The organism is Mycobacterium sp. NGS26 (assembly GCF_059813025.1).
In genome coordinates this window covers 594,655-615,470 of sequence record NZ_JCALDU010000001.1, presented here as the reverse complement: position 1 = coordinate 615,470, position 20,816 = coordinate 594,655, and the positions used below count along the sequence as shown (strand labels likewise).

General features: G+C 67.5%; 23 protein-coding genes. 14 read left to right on the top strand and 9 right to left on the bottom strand.

Annotated elements, in window-relative coordinates:
• Entirely contained in the window at positions 1-279 is a 279-nt protein-coding gene (locus tag AC5Y6X_RS02935; RefSeq protein WP_499985202.1) for a cytochrome C oxidase subunit IV family protein, read from the top strand.
• Positions 280-393: 114 nt separating this feature from the next.
• Here the strand turns inward: AC5Y6X_RS02935 and AC5Y6X_RS02930 are convergent, their stop codons facing one another.
• A complete protein-coding gene (locus AC5Y6X_RS02930; RefSeq protein WP_499984377.1) occupies positions 394-1,689 on the bottom strand; it encodes a cytochrome P450 in 1,296 nt (431 codons plus the stop codon).
• A 182-nt stretch (positions 1,690-1,871) separates the two neighbouring features.
• Between AC5Y6X_RS02930 and AC5Y6X_RS02925 the strand changes: the two genes are divergently transcribed.
• Positions 1,872-2,573, top strand: a complete 702-nt coding sequence (locus AC5Y6X_RS02925) for a TetR/AcrR family transcriptional regulator (protein ID WP_499985201.1) — start codon at positions 1,872-1,874, stop codon at positions 2,571-2,573.
• Here AC5Y6X_RS02925 and AC5Y6X_RS02920 read toward each other — a convergent pair.
• Entirely contained in the window at positions 2,489-2,926 is a 438-nt protein-coding gene (locus AC5Y6X_RS02920) for an Rv2576c family protein (RefSeq protein WP_499984374.1), read from the bottom strand. The genes AC5Y6X_RS02925 and AC5Y6X_RS02920 overlap by 85 nt on opposite strands.
• Entirely contained in the window at positions 2,923-3,669 is a 747-nt protein-coding gene (locus AC5Y6X_RS02915) for an enoyl-CoA hydratase/isomerase family protein (RefSeq protein ID WP_499984372.1), read from the bottom strand. Before AC5Y6X_RS02915 ends, AC5Y6X_RS02920 begins: the two co-directional genes overlap by 4 nt.
• 106 nt (positions 3,670-3,775) lie before the next feature.
• Between AC5Y6X_RS02915 and AC5Y6X_RS02910 the strand changes: the two genes are divergently transcribed.
• The 5 genes from AC5Y6X_RS02910 (at position 3,776) to AC5Y6X_RS02890 (ending at position 7,720) form a co-directional block, all read left to right on the top strand.
• Positions 3,776-4,195, top strand: a complete 420-nt coding sequence (locus AC5Y6X_RS02910) for a lipoprotein LpqH (protein WP_499985199.1) — start codon at positions 3,776-3,778, stop codon at positions 4,193-4,195.
• 80 nt (positions 4,196-4,275) lie between these two features.
• Positions 4,276-5,466, top strand: a complete 1,191-nt coding sequence (locus AC5Y6X_RS02905) for an amidohydrolase family protein (RefSeq protein WP_499984370.1) — start codon at positions 4,276-4,278, stop codon at positions 5,464-5,466.
• 32 nt (positions 5,467-5,498) lie between these two features.
• Positions 5,499-6,902, top strand: a complete 1,404-nt coding sequence (locus tag AC5Y6X_RS02900) for a FadD3 family acyl-CoA ligase (protein ID WP_499985198.1) — start codon at positions 5,499-5,501, stop codon at positions 6,900-6,902.
• Positions 6,899-7,525, top strand: coding sequence for a fatty-acid--CoA ligase (locus tag AC5Y6X_RS02895; RefSeq protein ID WP_324673968.1), 627 nt, complete (start codon positions 6,899-6,901; stop codon positions 7,523-7,525). The genes AC5Y6X_RS02900 and AC5Y6X_RS02895 overlap by 4 nt, the downstream gene beginning before the upstream one ends.
• A gap of 9 nt (positions 7,526-7,534) precedes the next feature.
• Positions 7,535-7,720: a (2Fe-2S)-binding protein gene (locus AC5Y6X_RS02890; protein ID WP_324673970.1), complete on the top strand. Its 186-nt coding sequence runs from the start codon at positions 7,535-7,537 to the stop codon at positions 7,718-7,720.
• Positions 7,721-7,726: 6 nt separating this feature from the next.
• Here the strand turns inward: AC5Y6X_RS02890 and AC5Y6X_RS02885 are convergent, their stop codons facing one another.
• Positions 7,727-9,424 (bottom strand): alpha-keto acid decarboxylase family protein, encoded by a 1,698-nt coding sequence (locus AC5Y6X_RS02885; protein ID WP_499984367.1) that lies wholly within the window; start codon positions 9,422-9,424, stop codon positions 7,727-7,729.
• 35 nt (positions 9,425-9,459) lie between these two features.
• Here AC5Y6X_RS02885 and AC5Y6X_RS02880 point away from each other — a divergent pair, with 35 nt between their 5' ends.
• From AC5Y6X_RS02880 to AC5Y6X_RS02865, 4 genes are read left to right on the top strand one after another with little or no spacing between them, the layout of a single operon-like run.
• Positions 9,460-9,906 carry an SRPBCC family protein gene (locus AC5Y6X_RS02880; protein WP_499984365.1) on the top strand — a complete coding sequence of 149 codons (447 nt, stop codon included), beginning with the start codon at positions 9,460-9,462 and terminating at the stop codon, positions 9,904-9,906.
• Entirely contained in the window at positions 9,903-10,982 is a 1,080-nt protein-coding gene (locus AC5Y6X_RS02875) for a CaiB/BaiF CoA transferase family protein (RefSeq protein ID WP_499984360.1), read from the top strand. Before AC5Y6X_RS02880 ends, AC5Y6X_RS02875 begins: the two co-directional genes overlap by 4 nt.
• 58 nt (positions 10,983-11,040) lie before the next feature.
• Positions 11,041-11,496, top strand: a complete 456-nt coding sequence (locus AC5Y6X_RS02870) for an SRPBCC family protein (RefSeq protein ID WP_499984356.1) — start codon at positions 11,041-11,043, stop codon at positions 11,494-11,496.
• A gap of 5 nt (positions 11,497-11,501) precedes the next feature.
• Entirely contained in the window at positions 11,502-11,954 is a 453-nt protein-coding gene (locus AC5Y6X_RS02865; protein WP_499984353.1) for an SRPBCC family protein, read from the top strand.
• Here the strand turns inward: AC5Y6X_RS02865 and AC5Y6X_RS02860 are convergent.
• On the bottom strand, positions 11,923-13,095 hold the full coding sequence (locus AC5Y6X_RS02860) for a pyridoxal phosphate-dependent aminotransferase (RefSeq protein ID WP_499984350.1): 1,173 nt from the start codon (positions 13,093-13,095) through the stop codon (positions 11,923-11,925). The two genes, AC5Y6X_RS02865 and AC5Y6X_RS02860, sit on opposite strands and share 32 nt — an antisense overlap.
• 211 nt (positions 13,096-13,306) lie before the next feature.
• Here AC5Y6X_RS02860 and AC5Y6X_RS02855 point away from each other — a divergent pair, with 211 nt between their 5' ends.
• Together AC5Y6X_RS02855 and AC5Y6X_RS02850 are read left to right on the top strand one after the other, a co-directional pair.
• On the top strand, positions 13,307-14,518 hold the full coding sequence (locus AC5Y6X_RS02855; protein WP_324673984.1) for an acetyl-CoA C-acetyltransferase: 1,212 nt from the start codon (positions 13,307-13,309) through the stop codon (positions 14,516-14,518).
• A gap of 4 nt (positions 14,519-14,522) precedes the next feature.
• Entirely contained in the window at positions 14,523-16,667 is a 2,145-nt protein-coding gene (locus AC5Y6X_RS02850) for a 3-hydroxyacyl-CoA dehydrogenase NAD-binding domain-containing protein (protein ID WP_499984347.1), read from the top strand.
• 67 nt (positions 16,668-16,734) lie between these two features.
• Here AC5Y6X_RS02850 and AC5Y6X_RS02845 read toward each other — a convergent pair whose 3' ends face one another.
• From AC5Y6X_RS02845 to AC5Y6X_RS02835, 3 genes are read right to left on the bottom strand one after another with little or no spacing between them, the layout of a single operon-like run.
• Complete coding sequence (locus AC5Y6X_RS02845; protein ID WP_499984346.1) at positions 16,735-17,337, bottom strand: class I SAM-dependent methyltransferase; 603 nt, start codon at positions 17,335-17,337, stop codon at positions 16,735-16,737.
• Positions 17,338-17,362: 25 nt separating this feature from the next.
• A complete protein-coding gene (locus tag AC5Y6X_RS02840) occupies positions 17,363-18,220 on the bottom strand; it encodes an LLM class F420-dependent oxidoreductase (protein ID WP_499984344.1) in 858 nt (285 codons plus the stop codon).
• A gap of 3 nt (positions 18,221-18,223) precedes the next feature.
• Positions 18,224-19,441, bottom strand: a complete 1,218-nt coding sequence (locus AC5Y6X_RS02835; protein WP_499984343.1) for an FAD-dependent monooxygenase — start codon at positions 19,439-19,441, stop codon at positions 18,224-18,226.
• 80 nt (positions 19,442-19,521) lie between these two features.
• Between AC5Y6X_RS02835 and AC5Y6X_RS02830 the strand changes: the two genes are divergently transcribed.
• On the top strand, positions 19,522-20,511 hold the full coding sequence (locus AC5Y6X_RS02830) for an LLM class F420-dependent oxidoreductase (protein WP_499984341.1): 990 nt from the start codon (positions 19,522-19,524) through the stop codon (positions 20,509-20,511).
• Here the strand turns inward: AC5Y6X_RS02830 and AC5Y6X_RS02825 are convergent.
• A complete protein-coding gene (locus AC5Y6X_RS02825) occupies positions 20,508-20,801 on the bottom strand; it encodes a putative quinol monooxygenase (RefSeq protein ID WP_499984339.1) in 294 nt (97 codons plus the stop codon). The genes AC5Y6X_RS02830 and AC5Y6X_RS02825 overlap by 4 nt on opposite strands.
• Positions 20,802-20,816: the final 15 nt, after the last annotated feature.

Genomic DNA, 20,816 nt, shown 5'->3' with positions numbered 1-20,816 from the left:
ATCAAATTCAACAAGAGGCTGCTGATCGTTTGGGTGGTGCTGGCCTCGCTCACCCTGGCCTATCTGTGGATCGACCGCGCCGATCGCGCGAATACCGCCAGCGCCGCGGTCACGTCAGCCGTGATAGTGATCGCAGTCATCAAGGTGCGCATCATCTTTCGGGAATTCATGGAAGTCCGGCAGGCCCCCGTTCTGCTGTGCCGTCTGACCGACGCCTGGGTCGTCCTCATCGCGGCGAGCCTGCTCGCCTGCTACTTCATCGGCACGCTGGTCGGGTAGTTGCGTCCAGGTCGGTGTCTTTGACATCGAGATCGACGCGGGCGTGCACGTTACTCGAACTTTTACGCGCCACCGTCGATCTCGAAGAGACCTGATTGCGGCCCGCGAGAACGCTCAGCCGACGGGTGCCACCGAATCGGCCGTCGTGAACGTCAGGTGCAGTTCGCTCAACCCCCGCAAGATGTACGTCGGCTCGTAGGTGTAGCGGCGCTCGGCGCTCGGCCCGTGGTGGGCTTCGTCGATCTCGATGTGGGACATACGATCCAGGAGGCGCTCGATCGAGACGCGGCCCTCCACTCGGGCCAGCGGCCCACCGGGGCACGAGTGGACGCCGCGGGCAAACGCCATGTGTTCGCGGACGTTCTTGCGGTGGAGGTCGAACTCGTGCGGGTTTTCGAACCGGCGCGGATCGCGATTCGCGGCGCCCGGCAGCACCATCACCACGGTGCCGGCCGGTATGTCGACGCCGCCGATCCGGGTGGCTCGGCGGGCCAGCCGCGAGTCGCTCTTCACGGGGCTTTCCATGCGCAGCGATTCCTCGATGAAATTCGGGATGAGGCTGCGATCGTCGCGCAGCTGTTGCTGGATGTCCGGGCGGTCGCCGATCACCTGCAACGCGCCGCTGAGCAGCTTCGCGGTGGTCTCCTGCCCCGCGGCGAAAAGGAACGTGGCCGAGCGGACCACCTCGATGACCGGCGGGGTCGATCCGTCCGGATACTTCGCATTGGCCAGCGAGGTCAGCACGTCGTTGCGCGGTTCGCGTCGCCGATCCTCGATGTAGGAGCAGAACTTGTCGTCGAGCCATTCCAGCGGGTTGATGCCGACCGACTCGTGGTCCAGGGCACCCACCCGCGCCTCGGGCCGGTCGGCGCCCAGGACAGTGCGGAACTCCTTGTGGTCGTCCTCGGGGACGCCGAGCAGGTCGGCGATCACCAACGTGGCGAACGGCTTTGAGTATTCGGAGATGAACTCGCACTCGCCGTTGTGCAGGAACTCGTCGAGTTGGCGGTCGGCGAGTCGCCACATGAACTCCTCGTTCTGCTTGAGCCGGCTCGGGGTCAGCAGCTTGCTCAGCACCGATCGGGCCCGGGTGTGCTCGGGCGGGTCCATGGTGACCATGTGCTCGTACATCGGGAAGTAGCTGCGGTGCTCGTCGATCTGCGCGCTGATGTCGTCGCCCTCGGGTTGGAAGGGCAGCGGGGGGAAGGGCCCGCCGAGCGCGACGATGTTCGAGAACGTGTCGGGGTCCTTGTAGACCTCGGTGGCCTCCTCGTAGCCGGTGATGGCGACGACCCCGTGGTGCGGCAGGCGCAGCACCGGGTTTTGGCTGCGAAGGTAGTCGAAGTACGGGTGCGGATCGGGGACCAGTGACTGATCGGTGAAGAAGTCGATCGAATCGTAGTCGGTCATCGGTTTGCGTCCCCCTGGGCTGCGTGTTCGGTGGCAAGTCGTGCTGCCGCCCGGTTTCGATATCGAGAATGTGCTGAGCACCTGCTTAGCATGGCGGTAATGTCAGGGTCAAGGTCACGACGCCGCGCCACGATACGATCCGTGTGGTCGGCATGGAAGCGCAGAGAATACGGGGTAATGGCATGACATCGGCCCGCAGAATCGGGGCGCCGGACGCGAAGAATCGCGGCCTGCTGCTCGACGCGGCCGAGCAGCTGATGATCGAGGAGGGCTACGCCGCCGTCACGTCGCGCCGTCTGGCGAGCAAGGCGGGCCTCAAACCCCAGCTGGTGCACTACTACTTCCGCACGATGGAGGAGCTGTTCCTCGAGGTCTTCCGCCGGCGCGCCGAAGAGGGTCTTCAAGTGCAGGCGCGCGCGCTGCAATCGCCTCAGCCGTTGTGGGCGCTGTGGAGGTTCGGCACCGATCCCGCGTTCACCCGGATTTCCATGGAATTCATGGCGCTGGCGAATCACCGAAAGGAGCTGCGCGCCGAAATCGCTTACTACGCGGAGCGTTTCCGGGATGAGCAGCGCAAGGCGGTGACGGCCGCGCTGCAGCGCTATGGCGTGTCCAGCGAGGAGATGCCGCCGGTTGTCTGGACGGTGCTGATGACCAGCCTGTCGCGGTTTCTGGTGCTGGAGAAGGCGGTTGGCATTTCCGGCGGTCACGCCGAAACCCTGGAGCTCGTCGAGAGTTACCTGCGCCGCCTGGAGGGCGAGCCGCAGCCGATCGAGGGCATACCGCCGGCCTGGGTGGTTCACCAGTTCCGGATCGAGCAGAGCACGCCCCTGGGCCCGTCCTTGGACACCACGACGGTTCCGTCCACCGACAAGTCGCAATGAAACTGCGGCGTGCCGGGCTCGGTGCCGGTGTTGACCACGACCATGGCCCAGTATTCGGGTTTCGCCAAATCCAGTTCGTAGCTCCACGGCTTGTCCGGGGCGATGTCGGTCTTGACGTTCGGCGTAAACGAGTAGGGGTTGTGGCTGTAGTCGGAGAACATCGCCGGTTCGTGATCGATGTAATAGATGTTGGCGTAGATCGGATTCTGCACGCTGATGGTGTATTTGACGTGATGCATCACCGGGTCGTCGGCATGTGCGGATCCGGTGCTCACCAATAGACCCGCCACCACCAATAGCACTGCGACCAACATCGCCGAGCCCGCGCCCAGCAACCTGTATGCGATGGTCATGTCGCTCCTCCGCCTCCCGGGCGCGGACTGGTGCTGCGGTTCATTACTCGCTCTGCGGCCCGCCAGTGCGCGTCGGCGACCCAGAGTCGTGCAAAGGATGCTATCGCCTCGTCCGGCGAAACTCCGCTGATTACCCGCTTTATCTCGGTCGCCGGGTGGCGGGCCAACGAGCTGGCGACCGATCGCCAGCCCTCGTCGAACGACGAGCGCGGGAACACCAGGTCCACCAAGCCAATCCGCTCGGCCTCGGCCGCGGTGAGCGTGGTGCCGGTGCCCGCCAGCAGCAGTGCCCTGCTCTTCCCGACGAGGGTGGCCAGTCGCTCGGCGCCGCCCCAGGCCGGCATGATTTCCAGCTCCACTTGATTGAAGCCGATCTTGATGTCGTCGGCGGCCACCCGAATGTCCGCGGCGACAGCGACTTCCGCACCGCCGCCGAAGGCGTGACCGTTCAGCGCGGCGATCACCGGGGCCGGGAAACCGGCGAGGTGATCGCAGATCGACCGCATCCGCTTCGCCATCGCCGCGGCGTCCTCCTCGGTCCGCAGCGTGCTCAGCTCCTTGAGGTCGCCGCCGGACACGAAGGCCCGATCGCCGGCGCCCTTGATCACCAGGGCCCGAGCGCCCGCGGCCGCGTCGAGCGCCTTTTCCAGTTGCTCCATGGTGTCCAGCGCGATCGCGTTGCGCGCGTGCGGGCGATCGATGGTGAGCACCGCCAACCCATCGTCGATCTCCAGATCCACCATGCGTCGTTGCTCCTTGGCCGAAAAGCCGATATTGGCGTTCTCTTCTTGGGAGAATAACATCATCGTTGCAGGCCCAGAACTTCGTCGACGAGGCCGGAGGTGCCCCATGCTCAACCGGATCACCGCGGTGGCTGTGGCGCTCTCCGTCGCCGTCCTCGGGGCCTGCACCCCGAGGCCGCAGACCCCGGCCGGCGGCACGGCATCGGTGACCGTCAACGGCAACGACGCGAAATTCCAGATCGTCAAGTGCACCCAGGTGGAGTGGTTCCGCACGATCGACATCGGCGGCAATTTTTCGGGGGCCACGGTCTCCGTCGACGAACGCGCGGAGCCGGTGGCCGTCAAGTCGGTGCACATCCGCAATTTGAGCGGCTTCACCGGCATGTACTCACAAGGCGGCGAGGGTGACGCCAACAGCAGCCTGAGCGGCGGCAAGTTCACGATCACCGGCACGGCCAACGGCTACAAGGCCGACAAGCCGAACGAACCGGCCACCGCGACCTTCAAAATCGTCGTCACCTGCTGAAGTCCCGCAGCGTGCCGGCGCACGTTGCGGTTGGGCATCTGTAGAGAATAGTATTCTCACAAATTGCGAAGGAGGATTTCATGGGCCAGTTGTCGCATCGGGAAGACGTCCCGTTTCCGATCTTTGACGCGGACAATCATCTCTACGAGCCGCCGGAGGCGCTGACCAAGTTCCTGCCCAAGGAGTACAAGGACTTCGTCCAGTACGTGCAGGTCAACGGGCGGACCAAGATCGCGATCCGGGGACATATCAGCAACTACATCCCCAACCCGACCTTCGAGGTTGTCGCCCGCCCGGGCGCCTGGGAGGAGTACTTCAAGTTCGGCAACCCCGAAGGCAAGACCAAGCGCGAGCTGTTCGGTGAGCCGATGCGCGCGATCCCGGCGTTCTTCGAGCCCGGGCCGCGCCTGGAGAAGATGAACGAGCTGGGCCTGGACCGCACCCTGATGTTCCCGACGCTGGCCAGCCTGCTCGAGGAGCGGCTGCGCGACGACCCGGTCGCCATCCACGTCCTGATCCATGCGCTCAACCAGTGGCTGGATGAGGTGTGGGGCTTCAACTACCAGAACCGCATCTTCACCACCCCGGTCATCACCCTGCCGATCGTCGAGAAGGCGATCGAGGAGCTGGAGTGGGCGGTCAAGCGCGGCGCCCGCTGCATCCTGATCCGCCCGGCCCCCGTCCCCGGCTTCCGTGGGCCGCGGTCGTTCGCGGTGCCCGAGTTCGACCCGTTCTGGGAGCGGGTCGTCGAGTACGACGTGCTGGTCGGCATGCACTCCAGCGACAGCGGCTACTCCCGGTACACCTCCGAGTGGGACGGCGCCGAACAGGAGATGCTGCCGTTCCAGACCAATGCGATGGGCATCCTCAACGAGTGGCGGCCGATCCAGGACGCGGTGGGGTCGTGGGTGATTCACGGCGCGCTCTACCGCCACCCCAAGCTGAAGGTCGCGATCGTCGAGGCCGGCTCGAAGTGGATGACGCCGCTGCTGGACGGCCTGGCCGAGGTCTTCCGGAAGGCCCCCGAGGTCTTCCCGAGCGACCCCGTCGAGATGGTCAAGAACCGCATCCACGTCAGCCCGTTCTTCGAGGACGGCATCGACGACCTGGTCAGCCTCGTCGGCGTGGATCGGGTGCTGTACGGCTCGGACTGGCCGCATCCGGAGGGGCTGGCGGAGCCGACGTTCTACGTCAACGCGCTGTCGCACCTGCCCGTCGAGGACCAGGCGAAGATCATGGGCGGCAACCTCGGTCGGCTCGTCACCGTGTGACAGACCAGCCAACCTGGCGGACCATCCCCGAGATGGTCTTGAGCGCGGCGGACCGCTTCGGCGACGCGGAAGCGGTTGTCGACGGTCCGCTGCGCTTGACGTTCGCCGAGGTTGTCCAGCGAATACGTTGCGCCGCGGGCGCTTTCGCCGATCTCGGCGTCGCCAAGGGCGAGCGCGTCGCGATCTGGGCGCCCAATTCGGCCGAGTGGATCATCGCGGCCTTCGGGCTGCTCACCGCCGGCGGTGTGCTCGTGCCGGTCAACACGCGGTTCAAGGACGACGAGGCGGGCGACATCATCGGCCGCAGCGGGGCGAAGGCCGCCCTGGTGCACAAGGGATTCCTGGGCCGCGACTACACCGCGCCCGCCGGCGTCCCCGTCATCGACCTGAAATCCGACTTCCTTTCCGGCGGTAGGCCGTTCGAGCGCGCGGTCAGCGGCACCGACATCGCCGACGTCATCTTCACCTCCGGCACGACCGGCCGCCCCAAGGGCGCGATGATGAACCATCGGCAGACGCTGCGAATGTACGACGAATGGGCGACGCTCGCCGACCTGCGCGAGGGCGACCGCTACCTGCAGATCAACCCGTACTTCCACACGTTCGGCCTGAAAGCGGGCCTGATCACGTCGTTCCTGCGCGGCGCGACGATGCTGCCGGTCGCGGTCTTCGACGTCGACACGGTGGTGGAACTCATTGCGCGGGAAGGTATTACGATGCTGCCCGGCCCGCCGACGCTGTACCACTCGCTGCTGACGGTTCGCGACAAGGCCAAGCTGTCGACGCTGCGGGCCGGCGTCACCGGCGCCGCCGACATCCCCGTCGAACTGGTTCGCCGCATACACGACGAACTGCCCTTCCAGACGCTGATGACCGGCTACGGGCTCACCGAGGCCGGCAACGTCACCCTGTCCCGGCCCGGCGATTCGTTCGAGCAGGTGGCCACCACCGCCGGCCTGCCCTGCGACGGGGTCGAGGTGCGCATCGCCGACGACGGGGAGGTGCTGGTCCGCGGCTACGGCGTCATGCAGGGCTACCTGAACGATCCCACCGGGACGGCCCAGGCGATCGACGACGACGGCTGGCTGCACACCGGGGACCTCGGCAACTTCGACGACACCGGCCGCCTGCGCGTGGTGGGCCGCAAGAAGGACATGTTCATCGTGGGCGGGTTCAACGCCTACCCGGCCGAGATCGAGGGATTTCTGCTCGAGCACCCGGCGGTGGCGCAGGCCGCCGTGATCGGGGTTCCCGACGATCGCCTCGGCCAGGTGGGCAAGGCCTTCATCGTCGCCAAAACTAAAGTGTCCGAAGATGAACTGCTGGTATGGTGCCGAGAGCGGATGGCGGGATTCAAAGCGCCGAGATTCATCGAGTTTCTCGACGAGTTACCGCTCAATGCCACCGGGAAAGTGATGAAGGACCAACTCCGTTGAGTGACGGCGACATTCATTCGATGGTGATCGCGTCGGACTATCGGGTCCCTGATCCGACCCGGGTATGGCCCCTGCTCGAGCGCAACAAGGAGGCGCTCGCCGACATCGGCGCACACCACGTGCTGGTGTACACGTCCACCCACGACTACGGCCGCGTGCTGGTGATGATCGGGGTGCACAGCCGCGAGCCCATCGTGGAGCTGCTGCGCTCGCGGGTCTTCTTCGATTGGTTCGATGCCGCCGGCGTCGAAGACATTCCCGCCGTCTTCGCCGGCGAGATCATCGATCGTTTCCTTCCCGCGTCGCCGCCGACACCCGACGCCCCGGGCGTCGTGGTGGCCGCGATCGCCTCCGTCGACGACGTGTCGACGCTGACCGCCGGCGTGCGCTCGGCGATGGACAGGTTCACCGCGGCCGGCATCCGAAAGACCTGGGTGTTCCAGGCTTTCGACGACGACCACGAGGTCCTGATCCTGCAGGAGTTTCCCGACGAGGACGGCGCGCGGGAGTGGATCGACCATCCGGACGCCGCGGCACAATGGCTCTCGGGCGCGGGCGTCGGCGCCTATCCGCCGCTGTTCGTCGGCCGGTTCTTCGACATGATGCGCATCGGGGCGGACTGAGCCCGGCCGATGTTCGTGTGCCTGTGCAACGGGGTCACCAGCCAGACGGTGGGCGAGGCGGTCGAGGCGGGGGCGTCGACGACCAAGGACGTCGCCCAGGCGTGCGGGGCGGGCGCCGACTGCGGGCGCTGCCGGCGGACCGTGCAGGCGATACTGCGATCGTCGACGGCGGGCCGAACGGCGAGGCAGGTCTAGGCTTGCTCAGCGGCGCCGGGTGCCGTCCGCCGACATCGGCCCGACGAGCTGGCTCAGCAGGGGCGGGATCTCGAGGCGCGGCAGGACCACCTCGACGAACACCATGCGGTCTCGATGCTGGGCGGCGGCGGTGAACGCGTCGTCGAGCTCGCCGTAGGTTTGCGCCCGGAACGCCAGGTGGTTGGCCGCGCCCAGCGCGGCGGGGACATCGGTCCACTTCCAGGCGACGATGTCGTTGTAGGGCGCCGTCTCGCCGTGAATGGCCCGCTCGACGGTGTAACCGTCGTTGTTGACCACCACGATGACCGGGGACAGCCCCTCGCGGGAGAAGGTGCCGAGCTCCTGGATCGTCAGCTGCGCGGCCCCGTCGCCGATGAGCAACACCGTCCTGCGGTCCGGATGCGCCACCGCCGCCCCGAGGGCCGCGGGCAGCGTGTAACCGATTGAGCCCCAAAGGGGTTGACCGATGAAGGTGACGCCCTGCGGCAGCCGGTGATCCGCCATCCCGTAGAACGACGTGCCCTGATCGGCGAGGACCACGTTGCCCGGGGTGAGCGCCACGCAGAGGCGGTCCCACACCATCTTCTGGGTCAGCGGTTGATCGCGCGGCGGCGGTGGCGGCAGCGGCGCGGCGGCCGGCGACACCACCGGCGGTGAGGTGATGCCGCGGCGGACCAGGATGTTGGCCAGCGCCTCCAGCGCGGCGCCCATTTCCAGCGGGGCGAAGACCTCGCCGGCCACGGTGCTCTGGTACTGCCCGACGTCGATGGTCCGGGTCGGGTCGATGCGCTGGCTGAAGAAGCCGCTGACCATGTCGGTGAACACCACCCCGGCCGTCACCAGCACCGGCGCCTGCTCGATCGCGGTGCGCACCCATTCGGCGCTGGCCGCGCCCGCGTAGATCCCCAGGAAGTTGGGCGAGCTCTCGTCGAGCAGGCTCTTTCCCCACATCAGCGTGGCGTGCGGCACGACGTCGGCGGCCAGCAGCGTCTCCAGCTCCTTGACCGCCTGCAGCCGGTGGACGAGCAGGTCGGCGAGCACGGTGAGCTGCCGGTCGCCGATGAGTTCGGTCGCGGCCTCGACGAACAGCGCCAGCGCGCGCGAGCTGGTGCCACCGGAGTAGCGGGGCAGCGGTGCCTCCGGTGGCTCGGTGGGGAAGCGGGCCACGTCGGTGGACAGCAGGATGTATCCGGGCAGCTTGTTCTCGCGCACCTCGGACAGCACGCGGTCGATCTCCCTGCACGCCGTGGCCGGCATGAGATTGGCTTGGGCGCAGGTGATTTCCCGGCTGATCCGGAAGAAGTGCTCGAAGTCGCCGTCACCGAGCGAATGATGCAGCGCCCGCCTGGTGCCCTGGGCGTCCTTGGAGGGACCGCCGACGATGTGCACGACGGGCACGTGCTCGGCGTAGCTGCCCGCGATCGCGTTGGCCGCCGAGAGCTCGCCCACGCCGAAAGTCGTTACCAGAGCTGACATTCCGCGCAGCCGTCCGTACCCGTCGGCGGCGTAGCCGGCGTTGAGCTCGTTCGCGCTGCCCACCCATCGAATGGCCCGATGGGCGACGATGTGGTCGAGGAATTCCAGGTTGTAGTCGCCGGGAACGCCGAAGATCTCGGAGACGCCGAGCTCGGCCAGGCGATCGAGGAGGTAGTCACCGACGGTGTAGACGCTCACGAGGACGACGGTACGCTCGGCCGAAACCACCTCCGGCCCGACGCCGCTTCGCTATCGTGCGGGCCATGGCCATCAAAGAATCCCGCGAGATCGTCATCGAAGCCAGCCCGGAGGAGATTCTCGACGTCATCGCCGACTTCGAAGCGATGCCCGAATGGTCGGGACCTCACCAGAGCGCGGAAGTGCTCGAGACCGGCGGCGACGGCCGGCCCAGCCAGGTGAAGATGAAGGTCAAAACGGCGGGCATCACCGACGAACAGGTGGTGGCCTACACCTGGAGCGGCAACGAGGTGAGCTGGACGCTGGTCAGTTCCGCTCAGCAGAAGTCGCAGGACGGCAAGTACATCCTGGTCCCCAAGGGCGACGACCAGACGCTGGTCAAGTTCGAGGTCAGCGTCGACCCGAACGTCCCGCTGCCCGGCTTCGTGCTCAAGCGCGCTGTCAAGGGGACGATGGATGCCGCCACCCAGGAGCTGCGCAAACGGGTGCTCGCGGTCAAGAAATCGCGGTGAGCGCCCAGGGGCCACTCGCCGGGGTCAAGGTCATCGAGCTCGGCGGCATCGGACCCGGACCGCACGCGGGGATGGTGCTCGCCGACCTGGGCGCCGACGTGGTGCGGGTCCGGCGTCCCGGCGGGCTGACGATGCCGGCCGAGGACCGCGACCTGCTGCACCGCGGGAAGCGGATCGTCGACCTCGACGTCAAGGCGCACCCGGCGACGCTGCTGCAGCTGGCCGCGAAGGCCGACGTGCTGCTGGACTGCTTTCGGCCCGGCACCTGCGAACGATTGGGCATCGGGCCCGACGACTGCGCGGCGGTCAACCCGCGCCTGATCTTTGCGCGCATCACCGGCTGGGGACAGGACGGGCCGCTGGCCCCGACCGCCGGCCACGACATCAACTACCTGTCGCAGACCGGCGCGCTGTCGGCGCTCGGCTACGCCGACCGGCCGCCGATGCCGCCGCTGAACCTGGTCGCCGACTTCGGCGGCGGCTCGATGCTGGTGCTGCTGGGCATCGCGATCGCGCTGTACGAACGGGAACGTTCGGGCAAGGGCCAGGTCGTCGACGCGGCGATGGTCGACGGCGTCAGCGTCCTGGCCCAGATGATGTGGACGATGAAGTCCACCGGCGCGCTGCGCGACCAGCGCGAATCTTTCCTGCTCGACGGCGGTGCCCCGTTCTACCGCTGTTACGAGACGGCCGACGGCAAGTACATGGCCGTCGGGGCCATCGAGCCGCAGTTCTTCGCGGCATTGCTGAACGGGCTCGGGCTATCGCCCGACGAGGTGCCCGGTCAGCTCGACATCGGGTCATACCCACGGATGCGCGACGTCTTCGCGCAACGGTTCGCCAGCCGCACGCGCGACGAGTGGGCCCGGGTCTTCGCCGGCACCGACGCGTGCGTCACACCGGTGTTGACGTGGAGCGAAGCCGCGGCCAACGACCATTTGCGCGCGCGGTCGACGGTGATCATCGCCCACGGCGTCGAACAGGCCGCGCCCGCGCCGCGGTTTTCCCGAACGCCGGCCGGGCCCGTCGGCCCGCCGCCGCCGACCACCACGCCCATCGCCGAAATCGGCTGGTAGCTAAGTATTTACGCCGAACACTGCCCATCCGGCGGCGGTGTTGATAGGTTGATCTTCAGTGGCCGTAAAAGCATCACGGGAATTTGTCGTCGACGCGCCGCCGGAAGTGGTCATGGAGGCGCTGAGAGACGTCGGCGTCCTGTCAGCGTGGTCGCCACTGCACAAACAGGTCGAGGTGATCGACCGTTATCCCGACGGCCAGCCGCGCCACGTCAAGGCCGTCATCAAAATTCTGGGACTCGTCGACAAGGAGATCCTGGAGTATCACTGGGGCCCCGACTGGGTGGTCTATGACGCCAAGGGGACCGCCCAGCAGCACGGCCAGCACGTCGAGTACAACATCAAACCCGAGGGCCTCGACCAGACGCGGGTGCGTTTCGACATCACCGTCGAACCCGCGGGTCCCATTCCGGGTTTCGTCGTCCGGCGGGCGGCCGAGAACGTCCTCAACGCCTCGGTGAAGGGGCTGACCGATCTGGTCACCGGCGGCCGGGATTCGGGCGCGCCGACGTAATTGCGATGGCCGTACAAGCGTCGTCCGAAATTGTCATCGACGCGAGCCCGGAGGTCATCATCGACGCGCTCGCCGACATGGACACCGTGCCGTCCTGGTCCGCGGTGCACAAGAAGGCCGAAGTCATCGACACCCATCCCGACGGGCGACCACACCACGTGAAGGTCACGATCCGGGTGATGGGCATCGTCGACACGCAATTCCTCGAGTACCACTGGGGCCCGGACTGGATGGTGTGGGACGCCAAGAAGACCATCCACCAACACGGCCAGCACGGCGAGTACAACCTGACCCGCGAGGGCGACGACAAGACCCGCGTGCGGTTCGGCATCACCGTCGAACCGTCCGCCCCGCTGCCCGAGTTCTTGATCAACCGGGCCCGCAAGAAGATCCTGCATGCCGCGCTGGAGGGGCTTCGGAAGCGAGTTATGGACGGCGGAGGGCGGCCAGCCTGTTGATCGCCTCGTCGAGCGTGTCGTCGCGCTTGCAGAAGGTGAAGCGCACCAGGTGATTCCACAGGTCCGCGTGGGGCGCCGCCGGATCGCAGAACGCCGACATGGGAATGGCGGCCACCCCGACCCTTTCGGGCAGCGCCGCGCAGAACGCGGTGCTGTCGTCGTAGCCGAGCGGTCGCGGATCGGCGCACAGGAAGTAACTGCCGCCGCTGTCGTGGACCGCGAAGCCGATCTCGCTCAGGCCCGCCGCCAGCCGGTCGCGCCTGGCCTGCAACGAGCTGCGAAGCGCGGCCACCCAGGCGTCTTCGGTGTCCAGCGCCAGGGCCACCGCGGGCTGGAACGGCGCACCGCCGACGTAGCTCAGATATTGTTTGGCGGCACGCACCCCGGCGATGAGTTCGGCTGGGCCACAAGCCCATCCGATCTTCCAGCCGGTGCAGTTGAACATCTTGGCGGCGCTGGAGATGGTGATGGTGCGCTCGGCCATGCCGTCGAACCCGGCCAGGGGTAGGTGGCGGCGGCCGTCGTAGACCAGGTGCTCGTAGACCTCGTCGGTGATCACCAAAAGGTCGGCCGCCACCGCGGTCTCGGCGACCGCCGCCAGCTCGGCCTCGCTCAGCACCGCGCCGGTCGGGTTGTGCGGCGAGTTGATGATCAGTGCGCGGGTCCGGGGCGTCACCGCCCGCCGCAGCGCGTCGGTGTCCAGCGCGAAGCCGCGGCCGTCGGGGACCAGCGGCACGGCCAGCCGGTGCGCGCCCGCCATCGCCACCACCGGCGAGTAGGAGTCGTAGAAGGGCTCGATCAGCAGCACGTCGGAGCCCGGCTCGACCAGCCCGAGCACCGCCGCCGCGATGGCCTCGGTGGCGCCGACGGTCACCAGCACCTCGGTGTCGGCGTCGTACTCGATGCCGAAATGCCGCTTGCGGTGGGCGGCGATGGCCTGGCGCAGCGGCGCGATGCCGATGCCCGGCGGGTACTGGTTGGCGCCGTCGGCGATGGCGTCCTGCGCGGCCTTCAGCATTGCCGGGGGTCCGTCCTCGTCTGGAAAACCCTGACCGAGGTTCACCGCGCCGATCCGCGCGGCCAGCGCCGACATCTCGGCGAACACCGTGGTCGCGTATGGCCGCAGTCGCGACACCGTCATGGCGTTCGAGCTTAAGGCGCTCAGCAGCGTGGCGGTGCGGTGACGTCGAGCGTGAAGTGGTTGCGAAATCCCGGCCCGGAAATCGCAACAGCTTCACGCTCGGCGCGACCTCGCCTCTGTGGGGATGACCTCCCAACCAACAGGTTGGCCGGGCGACCCTGTTAGGGTGCTGGTACGGATCCGAACCCCCATTTGTGAAGAGGAAGCCGACATGTCCGAAGAAGCCTTTGTCTACGAGGCCATCCGCACCCCGCGCGGTAAGCAGAAGAACGGATCGTTGAACGAGGTCAAGCCGCTCAGCCTGGTCGTCGGCCTGATCGACGAGCTGCGCAGGCGGTTCCCCGACCTCGACGAGAACCTGATCAGCGACGTCGTGCTGGGCGTCGTGTCGCCGGTCGGAGACCAGGGCGCCGACATCGCCCGGGCCGCGGTGCTGGCCGCCGGGATGCCCGACACCGTCGGCGGCGTGCAGCTCAACCGGTTCTGCGCGTCGGGCCTGGAGGCGGTGAACACCGCCGCGCAAAAGGTGCGGTCCGGGTGGGACGACCTGGTGCTGGCCGGCGGCGTGGAGTCGATGAGTCGGGTGCCGATGGGCTCCGACGGCGGCGCCATGGCGCTCGACCCCGCCACCAACTACGACGTCGGCTTCGTGCCGCAGGGCATCGGCGCCGACCTGATCGCCACCATCGAGGGCTTCTCCCGTGAGGACGTCGACGCCTACGCGTTGCGCAGCCAGCAGAAGGCCGCCGAGGCGTGGTCGGGCGGCTACTTCGCGAAGTCCATCGTTCCGGTCCGCGACCAGAACGGGCTGCTGATCCTCGACCACGACGAGCACATGCGGCCCGACACCACCATGGAGGGTCTGGCCAAGTTGAAGCCCGCCTTCGAGGGCCTCGCGGCGCTGGGCGGCTTCGACGACGTGGCGCTGCAGAAGTACCACTGGGTCGAGCGGATCGACCACGTGCACACCGGCGGCAACAGCTCCGGCATCGTCGACGGCGCCGCGCTGGTGCTCGTCGGCTCCGAGGCGGCCGGCCGGTCGCAGGGCCTGACCCCGCGGGCCCGCATCGTCGCCACCGCCACCACCGGGGCCGAGCCGACCATCATGTTGACCGGACCGACGCCGGCCACCCGCAAGGTGCTGGACCGCGCCGGGTTGACCATCGACGACATCGACCTGTTCGAGCTCAACGAGGCGTTCGCCTCGGTGGTGCTGAAGTTCCAGAAGGACCTGAACATCCCCGACGAGAAGCTCAACGTCAACGGCGGTGCCATCGCGATGGGGCACCCGCTGGGCGCCACCGGCGCGATGATCCTGGGCACCATGGTCGACGAACTGGAGCGCCGCAACGCCCGGCGCGCGCTCATCACGCTGTGCATCGGCGGCGGCATGGGCGTCGCGACGATCATCGAGAGGGTTTAAGCGCATGGCAGACAACACCATTCAGTGGGACAAAGACGCCGACGGCATCGTCACGCTGACCATGGACGACCCATCCGGGTCGGCCAACGTGATGAACGACGCCTACATCGAGTCGATGGGCAAGGCCGTGGATCGCCTTGTCGCCGAGAAGGATTCGATCACCGGCGTCGTGATCACCAGCGCGAAGAAGACCTTCTTCGCCGGCGGTGACGTCAAGACGATGATCCAGGCGAGGCCCGAGGACGCCGGCGACGTGTTCGACACCGTCGAAACCGTCAAGCGTCAGCTGCGCACGCTGGAGACGCTGGGCAAGCCCGTCGTCGCCGCCATCAACGGCGCGGCGCTCGGCGGTGGGCTGGAGATCGCGCTGGCCTGTCATCACCGCATTGCCGCCGACGTCAAGGGCAGCCAGATCGGCCTGCCCGAGGCGACTTTGGGCCTGCTGCCCGGCGGCGGTGGGGTGACCCGAACGGTGCGGATGTTCGGCATCCAGAACGCGTTCGTGAACATCCTCGCGCAGGGCACGCGGTTCAAGCCGGCCAAGGCCAAGGAGATCGGCCTGATCGACGAGCTGCTGCCGACGGTCGAGGAGCTGGTGCCCGCCGCCAAGGCGTGGATCAAGGCCAACCCGGATGCGCACGAACAGCCCTGGGACAAAAAGGGTTACAAGATGCCCGGCGGCACCCCGGCGTCGCCGGCGCTCGCCGCCATCCTGCCGTCGTTCCCGTCGAATCTGCGTAGGCAGCTCAAGGGTGCGCCGATGCCCGCGCCGCGCGCCATCCTGGCCGCCGCGGTGGAGGGCGCCCAGGTCGACTTCGACACCGCCACGCGCATCGAAAGCCGTTACTTCGCATCGCTGGTCACCGGCCAGGTCGCCAAGAACATGATCCAGGCGTTCTTCTTCGACCTGCAGCACATCAACTCCGGCGGCTCGCGCCCGGAGGGCATCGGTAAGACGCCCATCAAGAAGATCGGTGTGCTGGGCGCCGGAATGATGGGCGCCGGCATCGCCTATGTGTCGGCCAAGGCCGGCTTCGACGTGGTGCTCAAGGACGTGAGCGTGGAAGCCGCCGCCAAGGGCAAGGGCTACTCCGAGAAGCTGGAGGCCAAGGCGCTGGAGCGGGGCCGCACCACCGAGGAGAAGTCCAAGGCGCTGCTGGACCGCATCACCCCGACCGCCGACGCCGCCGACTTCAAGGGCGTCGACTTCGTGATCGAGGCAGTCTTCGAGAACCAGGAACTCAAGCACAAGGTGTTCCAGGAAATCGAGGACATCGTCGAGCCCAACGCGCTGCTGGGGTCCAACACCTCCACCCTGCCGATCACCGGCCTGGCGACCGGCGTCAAGCGGCAGGAGGACTTCATCGGAATCCACTTCTTCTCGCCGGTGGACAAGATGCCGCTGGTCGAAATCATCAAGGGCGAGAAGACATCCGACGAGGCGCTGGCCCGAGTGTTCGACTACACCTTGGCCATCGGCAAGACCCCGATCGTCGTCAACGACAGCCGCGGCTTCTTCACCTCCCGCGTCATCGGCACCTTCGTCAACGAGGCGCTGGCGATGCTCGGCGAGGGCGTGGAGCCGGCCAGCATCGAGCAGGCCGGTTCGCAGGCCGGTTACCCGGCGCCGCCGCTGCAGCTCTCCGACGAGCTCAACCTGGAGCTGATGCACAAGATCGCCGTCGCCACCCGCAAGGGTGTCGAGGACGCCGGCGGCACCTACGAGCCGCACCCGGCCGAGGCCGTCGTCGAGAAGATGATCGAGATCGGCCGGCCTTCGCGATTGAAGGGCGCCGGGTTCTACGAATACGTCGACGGCAAGCGCACCCGGCTATGGCCCGGCCTGCGGGAGACGTTCAAGTCCGGTTCGTCGCGGCCGCCGCTGCAGGACATGATCGACCGGATGCTGTTCGCCGAGGCGCTGGAAACGCAGAAGTGCCTCGACGAGGGCGTGCTGACGTCGACGGCCGACGCCAACATCGGCTCGATCATGGGCATCGGCTTCCCGCCGTGGACCGGCGGCAGCGCGCAGTTCATCGTCGGCTACTCCGGCCCGGCCGGCACGGGCAAGGACGCGTTTGTGGCCCGGGCCCGCGAGTTGGCCGCCAAGTACGGCGACCGCTTCCTGCCGCCGTCCTCGCTGACGTAGGTTCGCGAGCAGACGCAAAAGCCCCCGAAACCGCGCGTTTCGGGGGCCTTTTGCGTCTGCTCGCCCGTTAGGCGCGGCGCTGAAAGAGGTAGTAGCGCGTCGGCGTCTGCTCGTGGTCAAGCTCGCGCTCCTGGCCGGCGGACAACGGCGTCCAGGACGGGGTGAATCGCCGTTCCATCTCGGCGGGGTCGACGCCCCGCACGCCGAACCTTCCACCGGGAAGGAACGCGACGATCAACAGCCGCGCGTCGGGCGCGGCCACGGCGCTGACCTCGCGGACGTAGGCGTCGCGATCGGCATCGCTCATGTTGTGCAGGCAGCCGTTGTCCACGATCAAGCCGAAGCCCGCGCCGATGCCCTCCTGGCTCAGCTGCGTGACGTCGGCTTGGACGAAGTCGACCGAAGCGCCGGCGGCGCCGGCCTTGGCGCGCGCCTTGTCGAGCGCCTTCGCGACGAAGTCCACCGCCGTGACGCGCCATCCGTGTTGGGCGAGGTAGATCGAGGTGTCTCCGGTGCCGCACCCGAGTTCCAGCGCCGACCCAGCGGGCAGCGCGGGCGTGTCAGTGGTTCCCTCGACCAGGTCCCGCAGGCTCTGCGCGATCGGGTGACCGTCCCACGGCGTGAAGCCGATGCGGTAGAAGATTCGAAACAGGGTGTGCTTGGAAGCCATACCTCAACCGTATGCCTACCCGGGGCTAACGGGCCGCGGCGATTCGGCGCCATTGCTCGCGCGGGAATTCGGTGGGGTCGGCCGTCAGGACCTGGACGCAGACGTGGTCGGCGCCGGCCTCGCGATGCTCGGCGACCCTACGCAGGATGGCCTCTTCGTCGCCCCACGCGATGATCGCGTCGAAGAGCCGATCGCTGACTTGTGCCAGGTCGTCTTCGGAAAACCCGCTGCGCAGCAGGTTGTTGGCGTAGTTCGGCAGTGCCAAGTACGCACGGAGCCAGTCGGTCCCGATGCGGCGCGCCTCGTCGGCGCTCTCGGTCAGGATCACGGTCTGCTCCGGCAGCAGCAACGGGCCCTCACCCAAAGTCGCACGGGCAGAAGCGGTGTGGCCGGGGGTGACGAGGTAGGGGTGCGCACCGCGGGCCCGCGCCGCGGACAACGCCAGCATCTTCGGGCCGAGCGCGGCGAGCACCCGCGCTGCCGCGGGCACCGGTCGCGGCGCGGCATCCAGCCCGTCCAGGAACGACGCCGTCGCCGCCAGCGGCTTGCGGTAGCGCCCCGGCCGGTCGGCATCGATCAGCGGCGCGTGGCTGACGCCGATCCCCAGCAGGAAGCGGTCGCCGTGCTCGGCGGTCAGCGCGGCATAGGATTCGGCGACGTCCCCGGGCGAGTGCATCCACAGGTTCAGGATTCCGGTCGCGATCACCGCGCGTTTGGTCGCGGCGAGCAGGCGACCCACCGCGTCGAACACCGGCCCGCCCACGTCGGGAATCCACAGCGCCGTAAAGCCCAGCTCGTCCAATTCCGCTGCTGCGTCGGCGGATTCGGCCGGGTCGCCGTAGCGTAGTTGGCTGCTCCATACACCGACACCGGTAAGCTCCATCGGTCACCTTTCCTCTCGAACGCCCGCCGCGCCGTAGTCTTTGTACTGCATCGAGTCGTAGAGCCGCACGCCCTTGGTGTTCAATCGCGCGAGTGGCCTGGTGAGCCCGGCGGGCAGCAGCGAGACCAGTTGGACGCCGCGGGTCAACGCCCACAACCCGGCCGCGGAGGTTGGTATCAGGCTCTTGGCCACGGCGCGCGCGAACGCGCGGCTCCGCCGCACCGCATCCATCATCTCCCGTTCGTATGCCGCGAAGGCCCGCGCGTGGTCTCCGTTCGCTTGCGCCAGTTCGCCGGCCAGCACGTAGGCGCCCAGGACGGCGATGCTGGTGCTGCCGCCGACCGCGGGCCCCGGGCAGTAGCCGGCGTCGCCGACCAGCGTGACCCGCCCGCGCGACCAGGTGTCCAGCTGCAACTGGGTGATCGAGTCGAAGTAGAACGTCGGCGTGCGGTCGAGCTCGTCGAGCCAGCCGTCCACCGTCGCATGCATCCCGGCGAATGCCGTGCGGAGTAATTCCCTCTGCCGCAAGGAATCTCGGTAGTGATACTCGAGTTCCTCTTTGCTGCGGAACATGAACAATATGCGCGCATCGTCCAGCGGTTGCGCGGTGTAGATTCCGGCGAGCCGGCCGGCGCCGACGTGGACGACCATCTCTTTCTCGCGCGCAAGCGTTTTCGGCGCCGACAACACCGCCAGGTATCCGCCGAGGAACTGCGTCTTTCCGGCGTCCTCGCCGAAGACCAGCCGCCGCACGTTCGAGTGCAGCCCGTCGGCGCCGACCACGACGTCGTACCTGCGTGGCGCCGCGCGCTCGAACGTCACCTCGCCGTCGGGGGAGATGGCGGTGATCGAGTCGCCGAACAAGTACTCGACCCGGTCGCGCGCGGCGTCGTAGTACGCTTCGCTGAGGTCGTCGCGCATGATCTCGACGTGACGATCGGATGCGGCGCCCACGATCTTGGTCAGATCGATGCGGATCGGCCGCTTGCCCGCGCGATGCATCGTCAGCTCGTCGGTCCCGGTGGCCAGCGCCTCGATTCTCGGCAGCACGCCCATCTTTTCCGAGATCTCCATGGCCGGCCGGAACAGGTCGACGGCGTGACCCCCGCTCTTCCGCAACGCGGGCGCGCGTTCGACGATGGTGGCTTCGAACCCGTACCGGGTGAGCCAGTACGCCAGCACCGGACCCGAGATGCTGGCCCCGGAGATCAGAATCCGCACGACGAGCCTCCCTCGCTCTCGAGTCAGGCTAGCCGTTGCGCGCGTGCCCGGCGCGCACCAGAGGGTTAGAGTGCCTGGCTATGCGCTTCGGTCTCTTCATTCCGCAAGGCTGGCGAATGGATCTGGTCGGCATCGAACCCGAAAAGCACTGGGCGGTGATGCGCGACCTGGCCACCTACGCCGACGGCAGCGGGTGGGACTCGCTGTGGGTGTACGACCACTTCCACACCGTGCCGTTGCCGACGGGCGAAGCCACCCACGAGGCGTGGACGCTGATGGCGGCCTACGCGGCGACCACGTCGCGGATCAAGCTCGGCCAGATGTGCACGGCGATGAGCTACCGCAACCCGGTCTATCTGGCCAAGGTGGCGGCGACCGCGGACATCATCTCCGGCGGCCGGATCCAGATGGGCATCGGCGGCGGCTGGTACGAACACGAATGGCGCGCTTACGGTTACGGCTTTCCGCCGGCCGGTGTCCGGTTGGGCCGGCTGGACGAAGGCGTGCAGATCATGCGCGATGCTTGGCGCGACGGCAAGGTCAGCTTCGACGGAAAGCACTACCAGGTCGATGGCGCGATCGTGGCCCCGAAGCCGTTGCAGACCAATGGAATTCCACTGTGGATCGCCGGTGGCGGTGAGAAGGTGACGTTGCGCATCGCCGCGAAATACGCGCAGTACACCAACTTCACACCCGAGCCCGCGGCGTTCGCGCACAAGTCGGAGGTGCTGGCGCAGCATTGCCGCGAGGTGGGCACCGACTTCGACGCCATCGTGCGCTCGGCCAACTTCACCGCGCTCGTCGGGACGTCGGATGCCGACGTCAAAGACCGGCTGCAGCGAGTGCGCGACCGCATGGTCGACTACGTGCCCGAGTCGGTGGCGGACGCGATGATCGCCGGTGGGGCCGGCCCGGATTCGGCGACGGGCACACCGGAGCAGGTGATCGAACGGATCGCGAAGGTCCGCGACCTCGGGTGCGAGTACGCGATCTGCTATTTCCCCGAGGCCGCATACGACCGTTCGGGCATCGAGCTGTTCGAACGCGAAGTGATTCCCGCGCTCGGCTAGACGTCGGCGGGGACGTAACGCGTCTTGACCGGCGGCGCCGCCAGCAGCGGCGGCAGCTCGGTCAGTTTTCCTTCGCCGGCGCGAAACCTGCGGTAGGCCTCGTCGTGCTCTACCGAGTCCCAGAGCTCGTAGACGAGCCAGTGCGCTTCGTCGTCCTCGTCGACGAGCACGTCGGTCTTGAGGTTCCCGTCGAACGCGCGGGTGTCGCGCAGCGCCCGGCCCATGACGTCGCGCGCCGCGGCTACCGATTCGGGCTTGAATTTGAGTTCGAGTATCACGGTGACCGGCATAGTCGCCAAGATAAC